Source organism: Pseudomonas sp. LBUM1661 (assembly GCF_059695925.1).
This window is the reverse complement of record NZ_CP166794.1, coordinates 6,677,196-6,696,436: the sequence shown is the minus strand read 5'-3', so window position 1 is coordinate 6,696,436 and position 19,241 is coordinate 6,677,196. Positions and strand designations below refer to the sequence as shown.

The following is a 19,241-nucleotide window of genomic DNA, read 5'->3' as shown; positions in this document are numbered from 1 at the left end:
ACCAGCAGGCGACTAAACCCGATCACTGATGGGCAGTGACAGGAACCAAGTTACCGACCGACCCCAAAGCGCACAAGACGGCGGATTCTGGCGTATCTGTAGGCAACGGCACAAGGTGTTGTAGCTTGCAGGAAGTAACCTAAAGGCTTTTTAAACAAGCGCTGTTGGGCGGTGTTTAACCATCGGAAACGTTGGCTCTCCTACCAACTTCCATAGGGAATTCCGAAATTGTCGATGTAGGCTTTGGACTCTTCTGAGAGGGGCCTATGTTTTCCATTGGACGTGCCCCCGTAGGGGCCTTTGGGATTGATCGTGCCTTGGACGCGGGTGACTTCGGTCGACAATAAACATTGACCGCCCAGCCACACCTTGGCGATTCCTCCCGGCGCAAGGCCCACTACCAGTATGTCTCTGTAATCCGTTATCCATTTTCCGTCGGCACGGCAGAAGGTTTTCTCACCTTGAAGCATGGTGTTTCGCGCCGATTCAGGGATCTCTATGTACGCTTCATAAGTCTGCGGTTCGGCCATGGTTGCCAGCGGACGTAGACTAAGCGAGGTAGATCAGCGCCTCTTACAAATCGACCTTTTCCTCCTGGATGTTCAGGCCATCCTTTTGGATCCCCCCTAAAATGGGTTGGTATGCCCTTACTAAACGGTCGTGGATAAGTACCGGCGGGTATTCCGCTACCAGCACCTCGAAACACACGCTCATTGATATCAACGACATCCGCCGTTTCGATCCAGACCTCCATGTAGTCAAGCGAAAAAAATCTGAGACTCCAATCGTCATAAGGTAATGATCTGTGACCGCCAACGGCACATCCGCCCAACAGTGGGATCAGTAGCGCAAAGCCAAATTTGAGCATCCATGAGCGCTTACTCATTGGGATGAACCACGCGTACATAGTTCTCGGCGGGTCGATTGATAAACATGATGTCCAGTCCGCTGTTGTTCCAGCCTTTGGCAGCATTCCAGTTGGCAGAAAGATGAATGTAGCGGTGACAGAGCAACTCCTGCTCGAATACGTTCAAGCCCGCGCGGCGGGTCTCGCCCAGCGCATAAGCCATCAGTTTTTCGGCAATCGGTTTCAGCTCCACCGGTAACGCGAACTGTTGATCCTCTTCGTCAATAACCTTGAACGGGACGTCGTGCCTGGCCCCCAACTCACGCATGATGCGCAGGTAAATCAAGGCCAGATCGTTGCGCACAGTTCGCTCGCTACGAACCGCTGCATAGACGCTTTTGCCTTTGGATCTATCGCCCTTGACGTTGCTAGTAGTCTCTACCGACCAGGTTTTCACCTCCAGCGTCAGCCCATACAGATTGAGCTGATCCTGAAGGCGACCCAGTTCTTGCTGAGCCCAGCGATAGGCGGTTGACACTGTAGAAGGCACGTAGAGTTCCATGTCGCGGCTACAGCGCGGCTTGGTAAGCAGAACTCGTTCAACCATGTTCGCTCTCCCAATCCCACAGTCAGCCGTCTGCCTCACGAAGGAACCCTGGGGGAGATTCATGTTCAGGTAAGCGAGTGAGAAATTTGGGGGCAGATCATTGATCGAAGATTTCATTGAAATCTGCCCCTGATACCTGCCTCAGAGGTCTGAAAAACTATAGGGCTGAAGCTCGGCGATCTGAGACAGCAGGGTCAGATGCTCTACTGCCTTCACCTTCTCTAAATGGTCGAGGGTGTCGGGGCCGCCGAACATCAGTGCTGGAACGAAACCGTACATTTCGTCGTGACGCAGGGGGCCGAGCTTTTTCTTCGCTGGCTTGAACAGGTCGCCATAATCGTTAGAGTCCACGTTCCTGGAAAGCAGAAAACCTTGTAGCTCTCTGTCCATCTCCTCACTCGTAAAAAAATCGAAGTCTTTGATAACAACCCGAGAAAGAACGCTGGTTACCTTAAGCGAAAACCCCGTTTTTTCGCCCCAGAGGTACAAATCGCCAAAGGCGCTACGAGCAATCAGGTGGTAAGTGTCAAACGCCTCAAACTTCGTCCCCTCAAGCCAGGATGCCACCACCCCTTCGTATTCTTGCGGATTCACTATCCAGAAAATGCCGTCACCGTAACCGCTCCAGCCGTGTTCAGCCCAGTATTCCAGCAACTGATTGGGTAGCTTGCCTTGATAGCGCTCGATACTCGACGTCGGTACTTCCTGCCGATCAACTGGCTTGCCAAACGTCTCCAGAAAAATTGAAAACACCTCATCCATGGTTCTTCCCCTTAGCATTTGTGAAGTTTTACATTGAGATATGTGTCGACGCGTAGAGTCGATGGCACTGTCTCCGCAGCTTTTTTCAAATTCGCAATTTTTGGCCGCCACTGAGGACCAATACTGGAGTTGACTTGGCGATCACCAAAGTCTGCAATGATATCTTTACCCCCCGCGCCAAGATCTGGATTGTGCAGTCCTGCTAGGTTTGACATCGTTTCCTTGGCTTTCTTCATACTCTCTTCTCTTGCAGACTTGGCGCTCATGGTTTTCAAATACTCCTTTTGAAAACGCTCTTGCAACGTGTCTTGTAAATCCTTTCGAGCCTGTCTGGCGGCCTTTGGGCTACGCTTCACGGGATTAGCAATATTCTCCAGATACTCATCAACCGTCAGCCGATTCAGCCCGTCCTCTTGCCCCTTCAACTGCCGCTCGAACTCCCCGATTTTAGACGCTGGCATCTTATCCGCTTTGAAACATTCGACTTTATGCAGCGGCATGGCGTTCGGTTTGTCACGCGGGGAATCTTTGTCTTTTCCTGGTGGACGATGTGCTGGCGGTGCCGGCTCCTGCTGACCAAATGGGCTTTTACTCCGCTCAGGCGGTTGCAGATCGGGTCGTTTTTTCAGCGCGTCTTCATGCTTGAGCATCCATTCGCCTAACCGCGCCCCTTTGGAACTGGCTCGCATTTCCTGGGCGAGGACATTGGCATTGCCTCGACCGCGCGTAAGGTATTCAACGATGGCTCCCAGCAGCAGGACGATAACCTCTACATGCCCCAGTGCGATGTGGTGGACGGCTCTGTCCTGAGCGAAAGGATCGTCCTGGCTGAACGGGTTCAACCCGTCGTCGCCGCGCGGGCCTTTCCACGCGATGTTGATGCCCGTCAGGTAGTACTCGCCAATGCGCGGCAAGCCCTCGACAAAAAACTCGGCGATGGACGTCAGGCCGAGTACTCCCAATATCCAGGTGCTGACGTGCAACCCCATTGCGGCGCCAGCGGCCCCCATGGGAATGGCACCTGCGCCTGCGAAAAATGCGCCTACACCCGCCCCGATGGCCCCTCCGGTCAACACACTGCCAGCGACGATCATCGCCATTTGCGTGACGACGTCGAGCAACTCGTTGAGGATGCTGGAGATGTCGAGATCAGAAAAGCGCTGCCTCAACAAACGACCAGCTTCCCACTCAGCCCGGTTGAACGCAGACCTGACACTGCTGATACGACGGATATTGAGAGATAAGGAAGGGACAACTTCGTTGAGATGCGTGCGAAAGCTAGCGCTTCCCTGGTAACCCATCTCATGACGTATTCGGTCTTCTATCTCATGCCACGTAGGCACGAAGTTCCATAAAAACATTCGAATGTCTCCCTGACATTTCGCCCGCTAGTGGACCCCATTACCCTGGCGGCCGTTACCGAAATAACGCTAACAAGGTGTTGGGCGGGTTGATGTAGGAAAACTCTCTTACCTCGGACAGACACTTCCCCATTTCAGAATGTTGCATCTTTGACAAACAATGACACGTCTTAAGTCTGCGCTTGGGTGCATGCCTATCTTACGAGTGCGCTCCACATGATTTGAAGCCGAACACTGTGATGCTGAGCCAAAGAAAAAACCCGATTGATCATGACACCAATCGGGTTCTGTTTTTCTGGCTTTGCGAGTCAGCTGACTCGGTTTTGTTGTTTGGTGAGAATCGCCGCCATCTCGGCCTCATCCTCGTCTTACATTACTGAAGGATCAGTCGCAGCGAAGCGGCGAATTCTCCTACAGACATGATCTTCGACTCCAGAGTAAGTTCTCGAACCTTGAACGGAAGCTCTTTTGCTTAACACGGAGTCGAGCACCCTTGCCTAGAATTCCAGCCGTAGATTGGCGTCAGCTTGAAACAATACTTGTGCGCGCAAGTTGTAAATTCATATGACCTATGCCAACAAGCTCTCGGCGCATTATCTCGATCTTGCCCAGTCACCCGTTTCTGACGAGAATTTCGCAGGCGAGGACGCTCGCTATTCGATCGACTATGAAGCGTTGGAAAGTGAGCTGAGCAAAGCCCAATCCATGCACGAAAGCGGTCAGATCGACTGGCTGAAAATCCGCGATAACAGCGAAAAACTGTTGCGAAGCCAATCCAAGGATTTGCGTGTTGGCGCCTGGCTGACATGGGCTCTGTACCAGCGTGAATCCTTCCAGGGGCTGCTGGCAGGTCTCGGTTTGCTGCACCATTTGTGTGAACACCACTGGACCGAGATTTACCCGAGCAAGGGCCGCACCCGCTCCGCTGCGATCAGTTGGTTGGTGCCGCGTCTTGAGCAGGTCCTGAACGAAAACATCGCGATCAAGGAGCAATTGCCCCTGTTCCGCCGTCTGGTGGAGCATCTGGAAGGCCTCGATGCTGCCTGCACCCAGCACCTGGGTGACGATGCGCCTTTGCTGCTGCCGATCTCCCGCCGCTTGAAAAACCTGGTCCAGCGCGCCGCCGACAACCAGCCGGAGCCCGGTGTGGTGAGCGCCGCTGTGGCTCAGGTCAAGCAGGCCGCTACGCAGTTGTTCACTCCCGGTGCACCGATCGATAACGAGAAAGAGGCGCACAAGGCCTTGCGCGCCCAACAGGAAAACGCCCGCCCTCTGTGCGCCTGGTGGCTCAAGCAGAAAGCCACCGACCTGCGTGCACTGCGACTGAATCGCACGCTGCTTTGGTTGCCCGTCGATGCCGTGCCCGAGCGTAACGCCGAACAGATCACCGTTCTGCGTGGCTTACCGGGCGACAAACTCAAGTCCTTTCAGGACCGTTACGACCAAGCGAAGTATGCCGACCTGTTGGTGGAACTCGAAGCCAGTCTAGCCAAGGCGCCGTTCTGGTTTGACGGTCAACGAATGGTCTGGGAATGCCTCCAGAATCTGAATGCCGAAATGGCCATGCGTGAAGTGGAAATTCACTTCTCGCTATTGATTCAGCGCCTGCCCGGCATCATCGAATTGCGTTTTCATGACGGCGCCCCATTCGCCGATCCGGCCACTCGCGCATGGATCAGCGCCCACGTCATGCCGCATCTGCAAAGTGCCAGTGCGCCGCGCAAGGCCGAAGTCGTCGACACCCAAACGGCCTGGGAACTGGCCCTGGAATCAGTCTTGCCGATCCTGCGCAAGGACGGTCTCAAGGCGGCCGTACAAATCCTCAAGCAGGACCTGCAAAGCGCCCAAAGCGGGCGCGTTCGATTCTTCTGGCAGTTCGCCCTCGCGCGGCTGTGTTTCATGGCCAAGAAATATGAACTGGCCAAGGCCCAACTCGAAACCCTCGACCAAACATTACAGGACTCAGGCCTGAACGCCTGGGAGCCCGATCTTGCGCTGGAGGTGCTGCATTTGCTGCATAGCTGCTGCGAGTTGTTACCGCAGAACCATGCCGTCCGTGAACGCAAGGAAGAGATATATCGCAGGCTGTGCCATCTCGATCTCGAAGTGGTACTCGAATAGGCCCACGGGCCACAACCGCAAGGAAATTAGCCATGGCCAAAGAAGGCTCGGTAGCCCCCAAGGAACGCATCAACGTCACGTTCAAACCTGCCACCGGCGGTGCTCAGGAAGAGATTGAACTGCCGCTGAAACTACTGGCAATCGGTGACTACACCCACCGCAAGGACGAACGCAAAGTCGAAGAGCGCAAGCCTATCAGCATCGACAAAATGACCTTCGACGAGGTGCTGGCCAAGCAAGAGCTGCAACTGACGCTGAGCGTACCGAACCGTCTTCAGGAAGAGGGCAGCACTGATGAGTTAGGCGTGCAGTTGCGCGTCAACTCGATGAAGAACTTCAACCCGGCCAGCCTGGTCCAGCAAGTGCCTGAACTGAAAAAACTGATGGAATTGCGCGACGCATTGGTCGCCCTCAAAGGCCCGCTGGGTAACGCGCCTGCGTTCCGCAAAGCCATCGAAGGGGTTCTGGCCGACGACGATTCCCGCGGACGCGTACTGGGTGAGCTGGGCCTGAACGCCGCAGCGCAGAACGCTTGAGTCACCATCAGCCAAGGAAGCCAACACTATGAGCACCAGCGCAGCGCAGCAAAAGAGTCACGAGAACGGCGAATACAGCATTCTCGACAGCATCATTGCCGAAACCCGCCTGACCCCGGACGACGAAGCCTACAACATCGCCAAGCGCGGTGTGTCGGCCTTCATCGAAGAGCTGCTCAAGCCGCAGAACCATGGTGAGCCGGTCAAGAAAGCCATGGTTGACCGCATGATCGCCGAGATCGATGCCAAACTCAGCCATCAGATGGACGAAATCCTCCATCACCCGCACTTCCAGTCCCTGGAGTCCTCGTGGCGTGGCTTGCAGCTGCTGGTAGAGCGCACCAACTTCCGCGAAAACATCAAGATCGAAATCCTCAACGTCTCCAAAGAGGATCTGCTGGACGACTTCGAAGATTCGCCGGAAGTGATGCAGGCGGGCCTGTACAAGCACATCTACACCGCTGAATACGGTCAGTTCGGTGGCCAGCCGGTGGGCGCGATCATCGCCAACTACTTCATGTCCCCAAGCTCGCCGGACGTGAAGCTGATGCAGTACGTGTCCAGCGTTGCCTGCATGGCCCATGCGCCGTTCATTGCCGCTGCCAGTCCAAAATTCTTCGGCCTGGAAAGCTTCACCGGCCTGCCGGACCTGAAGGATCTGAAAGATCACTTCGACGGCCCGCACTTCGCCAAATGGCAGAGCTTTCGCGAGTCGGAAGACGCTCGTTACGTTGGCCTGACCGTGCCGCGCTTCCTGCTGCGTAACCCGTACGACCCGGAAGAAAACCCGGTCAAATCGTTCGTGTACAAGGAAACCGTCGCCAACAGCCACGAACACTATCTGTGGGGCAACACTGCTTACGCGTTCGGCACCCGGTTGACCGACAGTTTCGCCAAATTTCGCTGGTGCCCGAACATCATCGGCCCGCAGAGCGGTGGCGCCGTTGAAGACCTGCCGCTGCACCACTTCGAAAGCATGGGCGAAATCGAAACCAAGATCCCGACCGAAGTGCTGGTGTCCGACCGTCGCGAATACGAGCTGGCCGAGGAGGGCTTCATCTCCCTGACCATGCGCAAGGGCAGCGACAACGCGGCGTTCTTCTCCGCCAGCTCGGTGCAGAAGCCCAAGTTCTTCGGCATCAGCGCTGAAGGCAAGACGGCCGAGCTGAACTACAAGCTCGGTACACAGCTGCCCTACATGATGATCGTCAACCGCCTGGCTCATTACTTGAAAGTGCTGCAGCGCGAGCAACTTGGTTCGTGGAAAGAACGCACCGACCTCGAACTGGAGCTGAACAAGTGGATCCGCCAGTACGTGGCCGACCAGGAAAACCCGAGCGCCGAAGTCCGTGGCCGGCGTCCGCTGCGCGCTGCGCAAATCGTCGTCAGCGATGTTGAAGGCGAGCCTGGCTGGTACCGCGTCAGCCTGAATGTGCGCCCGCATTTCAAATACATGGGTGCCGACTTCACCCTGTCGCTGGTGGGCAAGCTGGACAAAGAGTAAGCGGAGCCAACTCATGACCGGATACGGCAGCCTATTCGAACGCCTGGGGGGCGACGCAGATAAACGCGTTGGCTGGAGCCTTGAAGTTTCCGCCATGGCGTCCGTGGCTGCCCATCTGGCCAAGATGCTCAGCACCCGTGCGGGCAGCGTGCAAACGCTGTCCGATTACGGGCTCCCGGATCTCAATGACATGCGCCTGAGCCTGCACGACTCCCTGAGTCAGGCCCGCCTGGCCATCGAACGTTTCATCGAAGCCTATGAGCCACGCCTGAGCAACGTGCGTGTGATCTCCCTGCCGCGTGAACACGATCAGCTTCGCCTGTCCTTCAGTATCGAAGGCTTGCTGGAAGTCGAGGGTTTCAAGCGCCAGGTCAGTTTCGCCGCGCGCCTGGATGGCAGCGGCCAAGTCAACATCAGCTAATGACCAACAGGTATCGCGCGTGTCCTTAAACCACTACTACCAAAGCGAACTCACGGCACTTCGCCAGTTAGGTCGTCGATTCGCCGAGCGTAGCCCGGCGTTGGCGCCATTCCTGGGGCAGGCGGGGCGAGATCCGGACGTGGAGCGGTTGCTTGAAGGCTTTGCATTCCTGACCGGTCGCCTGCGCGAGAAGCTCGACGACGAGTTGCCGGAGCTCAGCCATTCGTTGATGCACCTGCTGTGGCCCAACTACATGCGGCCGCTGCCGGCGTTCAGCATTTTGCAGTTCGATCCGTTGACGCGTTCCGGTCCGGCGTTGAGGGTGGAGCGTGAAACGCCGGTTGAAAGTGTGCCGATAGACGGCGTGCACTGCCGTTTCCACACCTGCTATCCGACTGAGGTTTTGCCACTGGAGCTGGCCGCACTGACGTACTCGGTGAAGGGGGACGGTTCGCTCCTGAGCCTGCGTCTGGAGATGCGCGCCGACGGTCACTTGGGCGAGTTGGAACTGAGTCGCCTGCGCCTGCACTTCGCGGGTGAACGTTATATCAGCCAGATGCTTTACCTCAGCCTGTTACGTCATCTGGAAGGTATCGAGCTGATCCCGCTGGACGGTGCGGGTCAGCCCATCAATGGCGTCAACGATACGCCGATGGCGTTCAAGATCCCCGGCGACCGGGTGCAACCGGTGGGGTTTGCTGAAGAAGAGGCGTTGATCCCGTACCCACTGAACACGTTCCGCGGCTATCGTTATTTGCAGGAATACTTTGCCTTTCAGGACAAGTTCCTGTTCGTCGACATCAACGGCCTGGACCTGCTCAAGGCCTTGCCGGAAGACACCCTCAAGCAGATGCGTGGCCTGGAACTGCGCTTCGATATTCGCAAGAGTGGCATTCAGCGACTGCGGCCGACCCTGGACAACGTGAAGCTCTACTGCACGCCGATCGTGAACCTGTTCAAGCACGATGCAATGCCGATCCGCCTCGACGGCAAGCAGGACGAATACCTGCTGCTGCCGGCCAAATACAACCTGGAAAGCTGTGGTGTGTTCTCGGTGGAAAGTGTCACTGGCTGGAAACCCGGCGGCCACGGTTACCAGGCATACGTGCCGTTCGAATCCTTCGAGCACGATCCGAGTTTCGACGTCCCTGCCAGTCGTCCCCACTACAGCATTCGCCCGCGTCCGTCTTCGCTGCACGACGGCCTGGACACCCATCTGAGCTTTAGTCTGCGCCAAACCGTAGCCCACGAAACCCTGTCGATCGAGTTGATGTGCACCAACCAGAACCTGCCGCGCAAGCTCAAGCTCGGCGACATCAACCGAGCCTGCGACAAGACGCCGGAGTTTTTGAGTTTCCGCAACATCACCCCGGCCACCTCGAGTTTCGCGCCGCCGCTGAACCGTGACTTTCTGTGGAAGCTGATCAGCAACATGTCGCTTAACTACCTGTCCCTGGCCGACGTCAACGCGTTGAAGGTGATTCTCGAAACCTACGACCTGCCGCGTTACTACGACCAACACGCGGCGAAAGTCAGCAAACGCCTGCTGGGCGGGCTCAAGTCGATCAAGCACCAGCACGTTGACCGGTTGCACCGAGGGTTACCGGTACGCGGGTTGCGCACCGAGCTGACCATCGACCCGCAAGGGTATATCGGCGAAGGCGATGTGTTCGTGTTCGCGTCGGTTCTCAACGAGTTTTTCGCGCTTTACGCCAGCCTCAATTCGTACCACGAGTTGCGGGTAAAAAGTACACAAGGAGAGGTGTACCAATGGACACCACGAATGGGCCTGCAGCCCCTGCTTTGAGTGGGTTGAGCCGGGTAATACGCGAGTACTCGCTGTTTCAGGCCGTGCTGCTGGTGGTTGACCGGTTGCGCGAGGCGCACCCGCAACTGAGTGAAGACGACCTGTACGACCAGTTGGAATTCCAGGCCAATCCGAGCCTGGGTTTCCCCGGCAGCGATGTCGATCGCGTGGAGTTTTTCGAAGAGCACGGACAACTGCGCGCGCGCCTGCGGTTCAACCTGATTGGCCTGGTGGGTTCCGGTTCGCCACTGCCGGCGTTTTACGGTGAACAAGCGCTGGGCGATAGCGAAGACGGTAACCCGACCCGCAACTTCCTTGACCTGTTCCACCATCGCCTGCAACGGCTGATGCTGCCGATCTGGCAAAAGTACCGCTACCGCGCCAGCTTCCAGAGCGGCGCCCTCGACCCGTTTTCCTCGCAGCTGTTTGCGTTGATCGGACTCGGCGGCGAGGAGATCCGCAGGGCCCAGGAATTGAACTGGAAACGCCTGCTGCCCTACCTCGGCCTGCTCAGCTTGCGGGCGCACTCGGCGGCGTTGATCGAAGCGGTGCTGCGTTACTACTTCAAGCATGCCGAACTGACCATCGAGCAGTGCATCGAGCGTCGCGTCGAAATCCTCGACGAACAACGCAATGGTTTGGGGCGTGCCAACAGCCTGCTCGGCGACAACCTGGTGCTGGGCGAACACGTGCGCGACCGCAGCGGCAAATTCCGCATTCACATCCGCGAACTCGACTGGCGGCGCTTTCACGAATTCCTGCCGATCGGTTTCGGCTACCAGCCGCTGTGCGCGCTGGTGCGATTCACCCTGCGTGACCCGCTTGATTACGACATGCGCCTGGTCCTGCGCCAGGAAGAAATCCGTGAACTGCGCATCGGCGAGCAGAACGCCTGTCGCTTGGGCTGGACCAGTTGGCTCGGCCGCGAAAAAGCGGACGGCGTGGTGACCCTGGGCAGCAAAATTCATTAAGGACAGATGACCAATGATCAACGTAGACCTGCAACAACTGATCCAGGCGCTGGACGCCGAAACCCGGCGTGACCTGGAAAGCTCTGCCGAACGCTGCGTCGCCCGGGGTGGCAGCAAGATCCTTGTCGAAGACCTGCTGCTGGGCCTGTTGGAGCGCCCGCAAGGCTTGCTCGCACGCGCACTGCAAGACGCCGAAGTGGATGCCGGTGAACTATGCGCAGCGTTGCAATCGCGGGTCGAGCACAGCGCTTCGCGCAATCCGGTGTTCGCCCCGGAACTGGTGCAGTGGCTGCAAGATGCGTTGCTGGTGGCCAACCTTGAACTGGGCCAGAGCCAGGTCGAGCAAGCCGCTTTGATCCTAGCGTTGCTGCGTAACCCGATGCGCTATGCCGGCAGCCGCTACCAGTCGTTGCTGGCCAGGTTGAACATCGACCGCCTGAAAGAGTTTGCCCTGTCGCAGAAAGCACAACCGGCCACCGGCAAACCGGCCGTACCTGGCGAATCATTGCTTGAACGCTTCACCCACAACCTGACCCAACAGGCCCGCGATGGCAAACTCGACCCGGTGCTGTGCCGCGATGGCGCGATCCGGCAGATGGTCGACATCCTCGCCCGTCGCCGCAAGAACAACCCGATCGTGGTCGGTGAAGCCGGCGTCGGCAAAACAGCGATCGTCGAAGGCCTGGCGTCGCGCATTGCGGCCGGGGAAGTGCCGCAGGTGCTCAAGGGCGTCGAACTGCTGTCGCTGGACATGGGCCTGCTGCAGGCCGGTGCCAGCGTCAAAGGTGAATTCGAACGCCGCCTCAAAGGTGTGATCGACGAAGTCAAAGCCTCACCAAAACCGATCATCATCTTTATCGACGAAGCCCACACGCTGATTGGCGCGGGCGGCAATGCCGGTGGTTCCGATGCGGCCAACCTGCTCAAGCCGGCGCTGGCCCGTGGCGAGTTGCGTACCATCGCCGCGACCACCTGGACGGAGTTCAAGAAATACTTCGAAAAAGACCCGGCGCTGGCCCGTCGTTTTCAACCGGTGCAACTGCACGAACCGACTGTCAGCGAAGCGGTGACCATCCTTCGTGGCCTGGCTCAGGTGTATGAAAAAAGCCACGGTATTTACTTGCGTGATGACGCTGTGGTGGCGGCGGCCGAGCTGTCCGCCCGTTACCTCGCGGGCCGTCAGCTGCCGGACAAAGCCGTCGATGTGCTCGACACCGCGTGTGCCCGTGTGCGCATCAGCCTCGCCGCCGCCCCGGAAAGTCTTGAGCGTCTGCGAGGCGAGTTGGCCGAAGGTGGCTGTCAGCGTCAGGCCCTGCGCCGCGACGCTGAAGCAGGCTTGCTGATCGATCATGAGGCGCTGGACGCTTTAGAAGATCGACTGGCCGCCGCCGAAGACGAAAGGGGCGCGCTGGAAACTCTCTGGGTCGAACAGAAAGACCTGGCCGAGCGCCTGCTGGATCTGCGTCAACAACTGGCCAAGGCCCGTGAAACTGTTGTCATCGATGAAACCCAGAGCGTCAAATCCCTGGAAGCCGCGCTGAACGAAACCCACCGAGCCCTGACCGATGCCCAGGTCAAAGAACGGCTGGTGAGTTTCGAAGTCTGCCCGCGTCTGGTGGCTGAAGTGATCAGCGCCTGGACCGGCGTGCCGCTGGCGCAACTGGCCCGCGAACACAATGCCAAGGTCGCGAGCTTCGCTACTGATCTGCGCTCGCGCATTCGCGGTCAGGAGCAAGCCGTTCACGCCTTGGATCGCTCGATGCGCGCCACCGCTGCCGGCCTGAACAAACCGGATGCGCCGGTTGGGGTGTTCCTGTTGGTCGGCCCGAGCGGCGTCGGCAAGACTGAAACAGCGCTGGCCCTCGCCGATTTGCTGTATGGCGGCGATCGTTTCATCACCACCCTCAACATGTCCGAGTTCCAGGAAAAGCACACCGTCTCGCGCCTGATCGGTGCGCCGCCGGGTTACGTCGGTTATGGCGAAGGGGGCATGCTCACAGAGGCCGTGCGACAGAAACCGTACTCGGTGGTGTTGCTTGATGAAGTCGAGAAAGCCGACCCGGACGTGCTCAACCTGTTCTACCAAATCTTCGACAAAGGCGTGGCGAATGACGGGGAAGGGCGCGAGATCGACTTCCGCAATACGCTGATCCTGATGACCTCGAACCTGGGCAGCGAGCGCATCAGCGAGCTCTGCGAAAACGGCGCGCGTCCCACCGCCGAAGTGCTCGAGGAAACCATCCGCCCGGTTCTCAGCAAGCATTTCAAACCGGCGCTGCTGGCGCGGATGCGCGTGGTGCCGTACTACCCGGTGGGCGGTCCGGTGCTGCGTGAGCTGATTGAAGTCAAACTCGGCCGTTTGAGCGAGCGGCTGAACCGTCGTCAGCTGGATTTCACTTACTCCCAGGACCTTGTCGATCACTTGGTCGAACGCTGCACCCAAAGCGACAGCGGCGCACGCCTGATCGACCACTTGCTGGACCTGCACGTGCTGCCACGGGTAGCCGATCGTTTGCTCGATGCGATGGCCGCCGGCGAAAGCCTCATACGCGTCCACGCAACCCTCGACGGCAATGCCGGTGTCATCTGCGAGTTCGCTTGAGGTGGGCGTGATGTTCACTCAAGTGCCACAACCGCTGGTGTATGCCGAAGCGTTGCTGGCGCAGTTCGCCAGCCTGTCGAGGGCCACGGACACCGAAGCCCTGCTAGGGGATTTCGTGCGCGGGTTGGCTGAGCTCAGCGGTTGTGAGCTGACGCAGCTCTACCTGCTGGACGCCGCTCACGCGAGCCTGGGAATGAACGCCGAGTGCCTGAACGGTATCCTGCAACCCCGGGAAGCGGCGAGCCTGCCGACGGATTACAACGGCGAACAACTGCTGCAATTCGCCCTGTGTAAAAAACGCGTGGTGTGCCTCAGCGAGTTGAGTGGCAGCCTGCATGAAACCGGCTTCTTGCCGCCGCAGGCCACGCCTTGGCAGTCGCTCCTGTGCGTGCCGCTGATCAACCAGCAGGAGGCCGTCGAAGGGTTACTGCTATGTGCCAGTCACCGGCATACGGAGCTGCAAGGCTATGCTGATTCCCTGGGTCAATTGGGTTCGTTCGTGCTTGGCCAATTGCGTCTGCAGCAACGGCACCATCGACCCTCCGGTGACGCACGACCGGCACCGACCAGCATTCCGAGCGCGAACGGTTTTGGTCTGATCGGCAAGAGCTTCGCCATGCGCCAGACCTGTTCGCTGATCAGTAAAGTGCTGAACAGCCCTTACACCGTGTTGTTGCGCGGCGAGACCGGTACCGGCAAGGAAGTGGTTGCACGAGCGATTCATGACGGCGGCCCGCGACGCTCACAGGCATTCATCGTGCAGAACTGCGCGGCGTTCCCCGAGAACCTGCTGGAGAGTGAGCTGTTCGGCTATCGCAAAGGCGCATTCACCGGCGCCGACCGCGACCGCGCCGGGCTGTTCGACGCGGCCAACGGCGGCACCTTGCTGCTGGATGAAATCGGCGACATGCCGTTGTCCCTGCAAGCCAAATTACTGCGTGTCTTGCAGGAAGGCGAAATCCGTCCGCTGGGTTCCAACGCCACCCACAAAATCGACGTGCGCATCATCGCCGCGACTCACCGGGATTTGTCGCTGCTGGTCAGCGAAGGCAAATTCCGCGAGGACTTGTACTACCGCCTCGCGCAATTCCCGATTGAGCTGCCGGCCCTGCGTCAGCGTGAAGGCGACATCCTCGATCTGGCCCGGCACTTTGCCGACAAGGCCTGCACGTTCTTGCAACGGGACGCAGTGCGCTGGTCGGATGCCGCGCTGGATCACCTGAGCGCGTATGCCTTCCCCGGTAACGTACGGGAGCTCAAAGGTCTGGTCGAGCGTGCGGTTCTGTTATGCGAAGGCGGCGAGCTGCTGGCCGAGCATTTCTCTCTGCGCATCGACGTCATGCCCAAAGATAACAGCCTGAGCCTGCGTGAACGGCTCGGGCAGGTCGAACGCAGCCTGTTGCTCGATTGCCTGCGCAAAAACGACGGCAACCAGACCCACACAGCCCGTGAACTCGGGCTGCCACGTCGCACGCTGCTCTACCGCCTCGGGCGTCTGAATATCAATCAAGGTGCCTTCAATGGCTAAGCAACAGACCTTCGATTTCACCTCATCCGCTTATTACAGCGTTGCCCGAACGGGCCGGCGTCCTGTGCATCGTCTACCCCTGGAGACCCTCTGATGTCTGTTCGTCACTGGCAAGCCGTCCTGCTGACCTTCGTCGTTCTATGCGGCCTCGGTGGCTGCAGCGGCAATTACAAATTCAACGACGACACCTATCGCCCCTTGGGTGATCCGCAGGCGGTCAATCGCGGCAAGTGACCGCAAGGAGTATCACCATGGAATTGGTTTTCGAAATGCTCAACACCAAGCAGTTCGTGCCCACGGACTTGTGCCAGAAGACCTTCAAACAGGCGGGCGGCGTGATTGGCCGGGGCGAGGATTGCGACTGGATCATCCCGGATCGCAAGCGTCACCTGTCCAACCACCACGCGTTGATCAGTTACTGCGACGGCGCGTTTTTCCTGACCGATACCAGCAGCAACGGTATTCAAGACAGCGCAAGCGGCGCGCGCCTGCGCAAGGGCGAAGCGATGCGCGTCGAACACGGCAACGTCTATGTACTGGGTGATTTCGAGGTCCGCGCGCGGCTGGTGCGCGACCCGGCGACCTTCGATGTTGAAGCCGGTCGGCCGCAAGCCGCGGGCAGCACCATTCCGGACGACGCGTTCCTCGAACTCGACCCGCTGAACGCCCTCGACCAGCAAGAGCACGTGTACTCGGAAATCGATGAGCTAAGCGCGCTCAACGAACCACGTCAGGCGCCGAAACAGCGCGCCGACTATGCGCGCATCGACATGGAATGCCTGATGGTGCCGGAGCTGATCGACGCGCCGGCCGAGCCCGTCGCGGCGCCAACACCGAAGGCTGTCGAGCGTCAGAGCGAAGGTTTCTGGGAGCAATTCAGCGCCGCTTTAGGCGTGAACCTCAATGGCCTCGACCACGACGCCCGTCAAGCCTTGGCAGTGAATGCCGCACGCCTGCTCAAACAGAGTGTCGGCGGTTTACAGCAGAGCCTGCGCACCCGCAGCGAGCTGAAAAACGAACTGCGTCTGGCGCAGACCACATTGCAAGGCAGCCACATGAATCCGCTGAAGTACGCGGTCGACGCCAGTGACGCGTTGGGCATTTTGCTGCAACCGGACAAGCCGGGTCAGTTGCCGGCCGAGCAGACAATCTCTCGTGCCTTCCGTGATTTGCAGGCGCATCAGGTGGCGTTGCTCACCGCCACTCGCGCGGCTGTTCGCGGCACGCTGGAGCACTTCTCGCCACAGCAATTGACCCTGCGATTCGAGCGCGACACCAAGCCGTTGCTCGCCACGTCCGGCAGCCGCTGGAGAGCTTACGGTCGCTATCACCAAGCCCTGCGTCAGGACGATGACTGGAGCGAACGCCTGCTGGCTCGCGACTTCGCTCAGGCCTACGAAGAACAGATCCGTTTGATTTCCGCCCTTCACTCTGACCACCAAGGATGATGCGCATGTCTCGCTGCTCGACCGCTTTTTTCAAGACGCTGACTGCGCTTACGGCCTTGTTGGTGCTGGCTGGCTGCTCGTCGCTGTCACCTTTTTCTCACGTGACCAAATTGAACGTGAAGCTCACCGCCAGCGATCAGCTGAACCCGGACCTCAACGGTCGTCCGTCTCCCATCGTCGTGCGCCTGTTCGAACTCAAACACCCGGTGGCCTTCGAGAACGCCGACTTTTTCAGTCTTTATGAGCGTGCCAGGGAATCCCTGGCCCCGGACCTGGTGGCCAGCGAAGAGCTCGCGCTACGCCCGGGAGAAACCGTCGAGCTCAAGCTCAGTGTGCAAGAGGGCAGTCGTTTTGTAGGCATCCTCGCGGCCTTTCGCGACCTGCCGGAAACCAAATGGCGCTACACGGTGCAAGTCACCCCGGTGGATGTCACGGAGGCGGACCTGACCCTCGACCAGGCCGGTATCCGCCACAGCAACGAAGCGCTCGCCAAGGCGGATGACTGATCATGAATACCCATAAAGTCATTTGGCAGGAAGGCATGCTCCTGCGTCCGCAGCACTTCCAGCACAACGATCGCTACTACGACCATCAGATGAAGACCCGCACCCAGTTGCTGGGCAGCTACACCTGGGGCTTCCTGAACCTGGACGTCGACTTGCAGTTTCTCAACATGGGCAAACTGGTGATCAGCCAGGCCTCGGGGATTCTGCCGGACGGCAGCCTGTTCGAACTGAGTGGCAGTACTGAGCCATTGGCGCTGGATGTGCCGCCGAACACCGGCAAAACGCCGATTTACCTGGCGCTGCCGCTGGTCACCGGCAACCACATCGAGTCGCGCCGTCCAGAGCAATCCGACGTGTTGGCGCGCTACACCACCTACGAAACACAAGTGGCCGACTCCAACGCGGGCGACGACTCCGCCCGCCAGGTCAGCTGCGCCCGCCCAGACTTTCGCTTGTTGCTCGGCGAGCAGCAGAGCGATCAGGCTTACGTGAAGCTGAAGATCTGCGAAGTGCTCGATACCACGCCCGACGGCGTGATCAGCCTCGACCCGGACTTCGTGCCGACCTTCATTCAAGCGCATTCGTCCAGCTATCTGCTGTCGTGCCTCAAAGAAGTCATCAGCATGCTGGGTCATCGTGGCGACACCATCGCCGAGCGGATTCGCTCCAATGGCAAGGTCGGTGGCGCGGAGGTCGGCGACTTCATGATGCTGCAACTGATCAACCGCACCGAACTATTGCTGCGTCACTACCTCGGCCTGGAGCAGGTTCACCCGGAAGCGTTGTACCGCACACTGCTGACCCTGCTCGGCGAACTGGCGACGTTTTCCAGCGACAGCAAACGCCCGCGTCTGGACAGCCGTTATCAGCACAGCGACCAGGGCGCGAGCTTTCGTAAATTGATGGAAGCGATTCGTCAGGTACTGTCGATGGTGCTCGAACAGCACGCCATCGAGCTGGTACTGCAAGCGCGTCAGTACGGCATCATCGTCTCGCCGTTGCTCGACCACAAACTGCTCGGGTCGGCGTCGTTCGTGCTGGCGGCCAGTGCCAATTGCGACCCCGAAGAACTGCGCCATCGCTTGCCGGCCCATCTGAAGGTCGGCCCGGTGGAGCTCATTCGTCAGCTGGTCAACCTGCATCTGCCTGGCTTCAAGGTCAAACCTCTGCCAGTGGCCCCACGGCAGATCGCGTTTCACTCCAACAAAACCTATTTCATTCTCGAACTCAGTGCCGAAGACCTGGCGCAACTCGAGCGCTCAGGCGGCTTTGCGTTCCACATGTCCGGGGAATTCGCCGAGCTTGAACTGAAATTCTGGGCCATCAGGAACTGACCGACATGATCAAGGACAGGGAACACAACCAGGACGACAAAACCGTTCTGCTCGACCGCCAGGGTCACGGTCCGGCGCAAAGTCCGCTGACGGATTTCGCTACGCCGCCGCGTATCGAGCAGTTGGCAGAGCGGATGATCTACACCGCACGTTTGGGGCCGGCGCAATCCTTCAATATCAGCCTCAACCCGCTGGTGGCGGCGGGGGCCGATCTGTTGTCGGAAGTAGTGCGCCTCAAGCGCGGCGATACCCGCGAAGACCTGCACGCGCTCAAAGAGCGACTGAGCGCCGCGCTGAAACTGTTTGACGTGCATGCGCAGCACAACGGTGCCGAAAGCAGCCAGGTGATTACCGCCCGTTACTTGCTCTGCACGGTTGTCGACGAAGCGGTCGTGACGACACCGTGGGGCAACGAAAGCGAGTGGTCGCAGATGAGCCTGCTGAGCAGTTTCCACAACGAAACGTTCGGCGGTGAGAAGTTTTTCCAGCTGCTGGATCGCCTGTCGAAAAACCCGGTCAAGCACCTGCCGATGCTTGAGCTGATGTACCTGTGCCTGTCCTTGGGCTTCGAGGGCAAGTATCGCGTGCAAACGCGCGGCATGCTCGAACTCGACGGCATCCGCGATGCCTTGTATCGCCAGATTCGTCAGTTGCGCGGCGACGTGCCTCGTGAACTGTCGCCCCATTGGCAAGGCTTGAGCGATCGGCGCCGCAGCCTGGTGCGCATCGTGCCGGCGTGGATGGTCGTGCTGTTCACCGCGGCTTGCCTGGCGGTGATGTATTCGGGTTTCGCCTGGGTATTGGGCGAGCAACGCGAAACCGTTTTGCAACCTTATCAGCCGCTTGATCCGGCGGCGGTTCAGCCGCTGCCGTAAACAGGGATGTG

Annotated in this window: 16 protein-coding genes and 1 pseudogene; 13 read left to right on the top strand and 4 right to left on the bottom strand. The window is 58.8% G+C overall.

What is annotated here, in order from left to right; genetic code table 11:
* Nucleotides 1-200: 200 nt before the first annotated feature.
* The 4 genes and pseudogenes from ACA057_RS30845 to ACA057_RS30830 all read right to left on the bottom strand — a co-directional run bounded on the left by ACA057_RS30845 (nucleotide 201) and on the right by ACA057_RS30830 (nucleotide 3,577).
* Nucleotides 201-886: pseudogene (locus ACA057_RS30845) on the bottom strand (DUF2931 family protein).
* Nucleotides 879-1,571 carry a hypothetical protein gene (locus tag ACA057_RS30840; RefSeq protein ID WP_497344809.1) on the bottom strand — a complete coding sequence of 231 codons (693 nt, stop codon included), beginning with the start codon at nucleotides 1,569-1,571 and terminating at the stop codon, nucleotides 879-881. The pseudogene ACA057_RS30845 and the gene ACA057_RS30840 overlap by 8 nt, the downstream one beginning before the upstream one ends.
* A gap of 24 nt (nucleotides 1,572-1,595) precedes the next feature.
* Nucleotides 1,596-2,216 carry a GAD-like domain-containing protein gene (locus tag ACA057_RS30835; protein ID WP_497344807.1) on the bottom strand — a complete coding sequence of 207 codons (621 nt, stop codon included), beginning with the start codon at nucleotides 2,214-2,216 and terminating at the stop codon, nucleotides 1,596-1,598.
* An 11-nt stretch (nucleotides 2,217-2,227) separates the two neighbouring features.
* Complete coding sequence (locus ACA057_RS30830; protein ID WP_497344805.1) at nucleotides 2,228-3,577, bottom strand: DUF6861 domain-containing protein; 1,350 nt, start codon at nucleotides 3,575-3,577, stop codon at nucleotides 2,228-2,230.
* Between the two features lie 564 nt (nucleotides 3,578-4,141).
* Here ACA057_RS30830 and tssA point away from each other — a divergent pair.
* The 13 genes from tssA (at nucleotide 4,142) to icmH (ending at nucleotide 19,230) form a co-directional block, all read left to right on the top strand.
* Nucleotides 4,142-5,698 (top strand): type VI secretion system protein TssA, encoded by a 1,557-nt coding sequence (tssA, locus tag ACA057_RS30825; RefSeq protein ID WP_497344803.1) that lies wholly within the window; start codon nucleotides 4,142-4,144, stop codon nucleotides 5,696-5,698.
* Nucleotides 5,699-5,730: 32 nt separating this feature from the next.
* The gene (tssB, locus tag ACA057_RS30820; RefSeq protein ID WP_497344801.1) at nucleotides 5,731-6,234 is read left to right on the top strand and encodes a type VI secretion system contractile sheath small subunit; all 504 of its coding nucleotides are present in this window, start codon (nucleotides 5,731-5,733) and stop codon (nucleotides 6,232-6,234) included.
* A 28-nt stretch (nucleotides 6,235-6,262) separates the two neighbouring features.
* Nucleotides 6,263-7,738 (top strand): type VI secretion system contractile sheath large subunit, encoded by a 1,476-nt coding sequence (gene tssC / locus ACA057_RS30815; protein WP_497344799.1) that lies wholly within the window; start codon nucleotides 6,263-6,265, stop codon nucleotides 7,736-7,738.
* Between the two features lie 13 nt (nucleotides 7,739-7,751).
* Nucleotides 7,752-8,159, top strand: a complete 408-nt coding sequence (tssE, locus tag ACA057_RS30810) for a type VI secretion system baseplate subunit TssE (protein WP_497344797.1) — start codon at nucleotides 7,752-7,754, stop codon at nucleotides 8,157-8,159.
* 19 nt (nucleotides 8,160-8,178) lie between these two features.
* Nucleotides 8,179-9,966 (top strand): type VI secretion system baseplate subunit TssF, encoded by a 1,788-nt coding sequence (gene tssF / locus ACA057_RS30805; RefSeq protein ID WP_497344795.1) that lies wholly within the window; start codon nucleotides 8,179-8,181, stop codon nucleotides 9,964-9,966.
* Nucleotides 9,930-10,937, top strand: coding sequence for a type VI secretion system baseplate subunit TssG (gene tssG, locus ACA057_RS30800; RefSeq protein WP_497344793.1), 1,008 nt, complete (start codon nucleotides 9,930-9,932; stop codon nucleotides 10,935-10,937). The genes tssF and tssG overlap by 37 nt, the downstream gene beginning before the upstream one ends.
* Nucleotides 10,938-10,950: 13 nt before the next feature.
* Nucleotides 10,951-13,539, top strand: coding sequence for a type VI secretion system ATPase TssH (gene tssH, locus ACA057_RS30795; RefSeq protein ID WP_497344791.1), 2,589 nt, complete (start codon nucleotides 10,951-10,953; stop codon nucleotides 13,537-13,539).
* A 10-nt stretch (nucleotides 13,540-13,549) separates the two neighbouring features.
* Nucleotides 13,550-15,067 carry a sigma-54 interaction domain-containing protein gene (locus ACA057_RS30790; RefSeq protein WP_497344789.1) on the top strand — a complete coding sequence of 506 codons (1,518 nt, stop codon included), beginning with the start codon at nucleotides 13,550-13,552 and terminating at the stop codon, nucleotides 15,065-15,067.
* A 93-nt stretch (nucleotides 15,068-15,160) separates the two neighbouring features.
* Nucleotides 15,161-15,301: a type VI secretion protein gene (locus ACA057_RS30785; RefSeq protein WP_401355800.1), complete on the top strand. Its 141-nt coding sequence runs from the start codon at nucleotides 15,161-15,163 to the stop codon at nucleotides 15,299-15,301.
* A gap of 17 nt (nucleotides 15,302-15,318) precedes the next feature.
* Entirely contained in the window at nucleotides 15,319-16,515 is a 1,197-nt protein-coding gene (tagH, locus tag ACA057_RS30780; protein ID WP_497344787.1) for a type VI secretion system-associated FHA domain protein TagH, read from the top strand.
* A gap of 5 nt (nucleotides 16,516-16,520) precedes the next feature.
* On the top strand, nucleotides 16,521-17,021 hold the full coding sequence (gene tssJ / locus ACA057_RS30775; RefSeq protein ID WP_497344785.1) for a type VI secretion system lipoprotein TssJ: 501 nt from the start codon (nucleotides 16,521-16,523) through the stop codon (nucleotides 17,019-17,021).
* Between the two features lie 2 nt (nucleotides 17,022-17,023).
* Nucleotides 17,024-18,355 (top strand): type VI secretion system baseplate subunit TssK, encoded by a 1,332-nt coding sequence (gene tssK, locus ACA057_RS30770; RefSeq protein WP_497344783.1) that lies wholly within the window; start codon nucleotides 17,024-17,026, stop codon nucleotides 18,353-18,355.
* A 5-nt stretch (nucleotides 18,356-18,360) separates the two neighbouring features.
* Nucleotides 18,361-19,230 carry a type IVB secretion system protein IcmH/DotU gene (icmH, locus tag ACA057_RS30765; RefSeq protein WP_497344781.1) on the top strand — a complete coding sequence of 290 codons (870 nt, stop codon included), beginning with the start codon at nucleotides 18,361-18,363 and terminating at the stop codon, nucleotides 19,228-19,230.
* Nucleotides 19,231-19,241 lie beyond the last annotated feature (11 nt).

Excerpts from the sequence above, each read along its gene's own strand:
- ACA057_RS30840 (WP_497344809.1), bottom strand. The coding sequence starts at position 1,571 with ATGAAATCTTCGATCAATGATCTGCCCCCAAATTTCTCACTCGCTTAC.
- ACA057_RS30835 (WP_497344807.1), bottom strand. The coding sequence starts at position 2,216 with ATGGATGAGGTGTTTTCAATTTTTCTGGAGACGTTTGGCAAGCCAGTT.
- ACA057_RS30830 (WP_497344805.1), bottom strand. The coding sequence starts at position 3,577 with ATGTTTTTATGGAACTTCGTGCCTACGTGGCATGAGATAGAAGACCGA.
- tssA (WP_497344803.1), top strand. The coding sequence starts at position 4,142 with ATGACCTATGCCAACAAGCTCTCGGCGCATTATCTCGATCTTGCCCAG.
- tssB (WP_497344801.1), top strand. The coding sequence starts at position 5,731 with ATGGCCAAAGAAGGCTCGGTAGCCCCCAAGGAACGCATCAACGTCACG.
- tssC (WP_497344799.1), top strand. The coding sequence starts at position 6,263 with ATGAGCACCAGCGCAGCGCAGCAAAAGAGTCACGAGAACGGCGAATAC.
- tssE (WP_497344797.1), top strand. The coding sequence starts at position 7,752 with ATGACCGGATACGGCAGCCTATTCGAACGCCTGGGGGGCGACGCAGAT.
- tssG (WP_497344793.1), top strand. The coding sequence starts at position 9,930 with ATGGACACCACGAATGGGCCTGCAGCCCCTGCTTTGAGTGGGTTGAGC.
- tssH (WP_497344791.1), top strand. The coding sequence starts at position 10,951 with ATGATCAACGTAGACCTGCAACAACTGATCCAGGCGCTGGACGCCGAA.
- ACA057_RS30790 (WP_497344789.1), top strand. The coding sequence starts at position 13,550 with ATGTTCACTCAAGTGCCACAACCGCTGGTGTATGCCGAAGCGTTGCTG.
- ACA057_RS30785 (WP_401355800.1), top strand. The coding sequence starts at position 15,161 with ATGTCTGTTCGTCACTGGCAAGCCGTCCTGCTGACCTTCGTCGTTCTA.
- tagH (WP_497344787.1), top strand. The coding sequence starts at position 15,319 with ATGGAATTGGTTTTCGAAATGCTCAACACCAAGCAGTTCGTGCCCACG.
- tssJ (WP_497344785.1), top strand. The coding sequence starts at position 16,521 with ATGTCTCGCTGCTCGACCGCTTTTTTCAAGACGCTGACTGCGCTTACG.
- tssK (WP_497344783.1), top strand. The coding sequence starts at position 17,024 with ATGAATACCCATAAAGTCATTTGGCAGGAAGGCATGCTCCTGCGTCCG.
- icmH (WP_497344781.1), top strand. The coding sequence starts at position 18,361 with ATGATCAAGGACAGGGAACACAACCAGGACGACAAAACCGTTCTGCTC.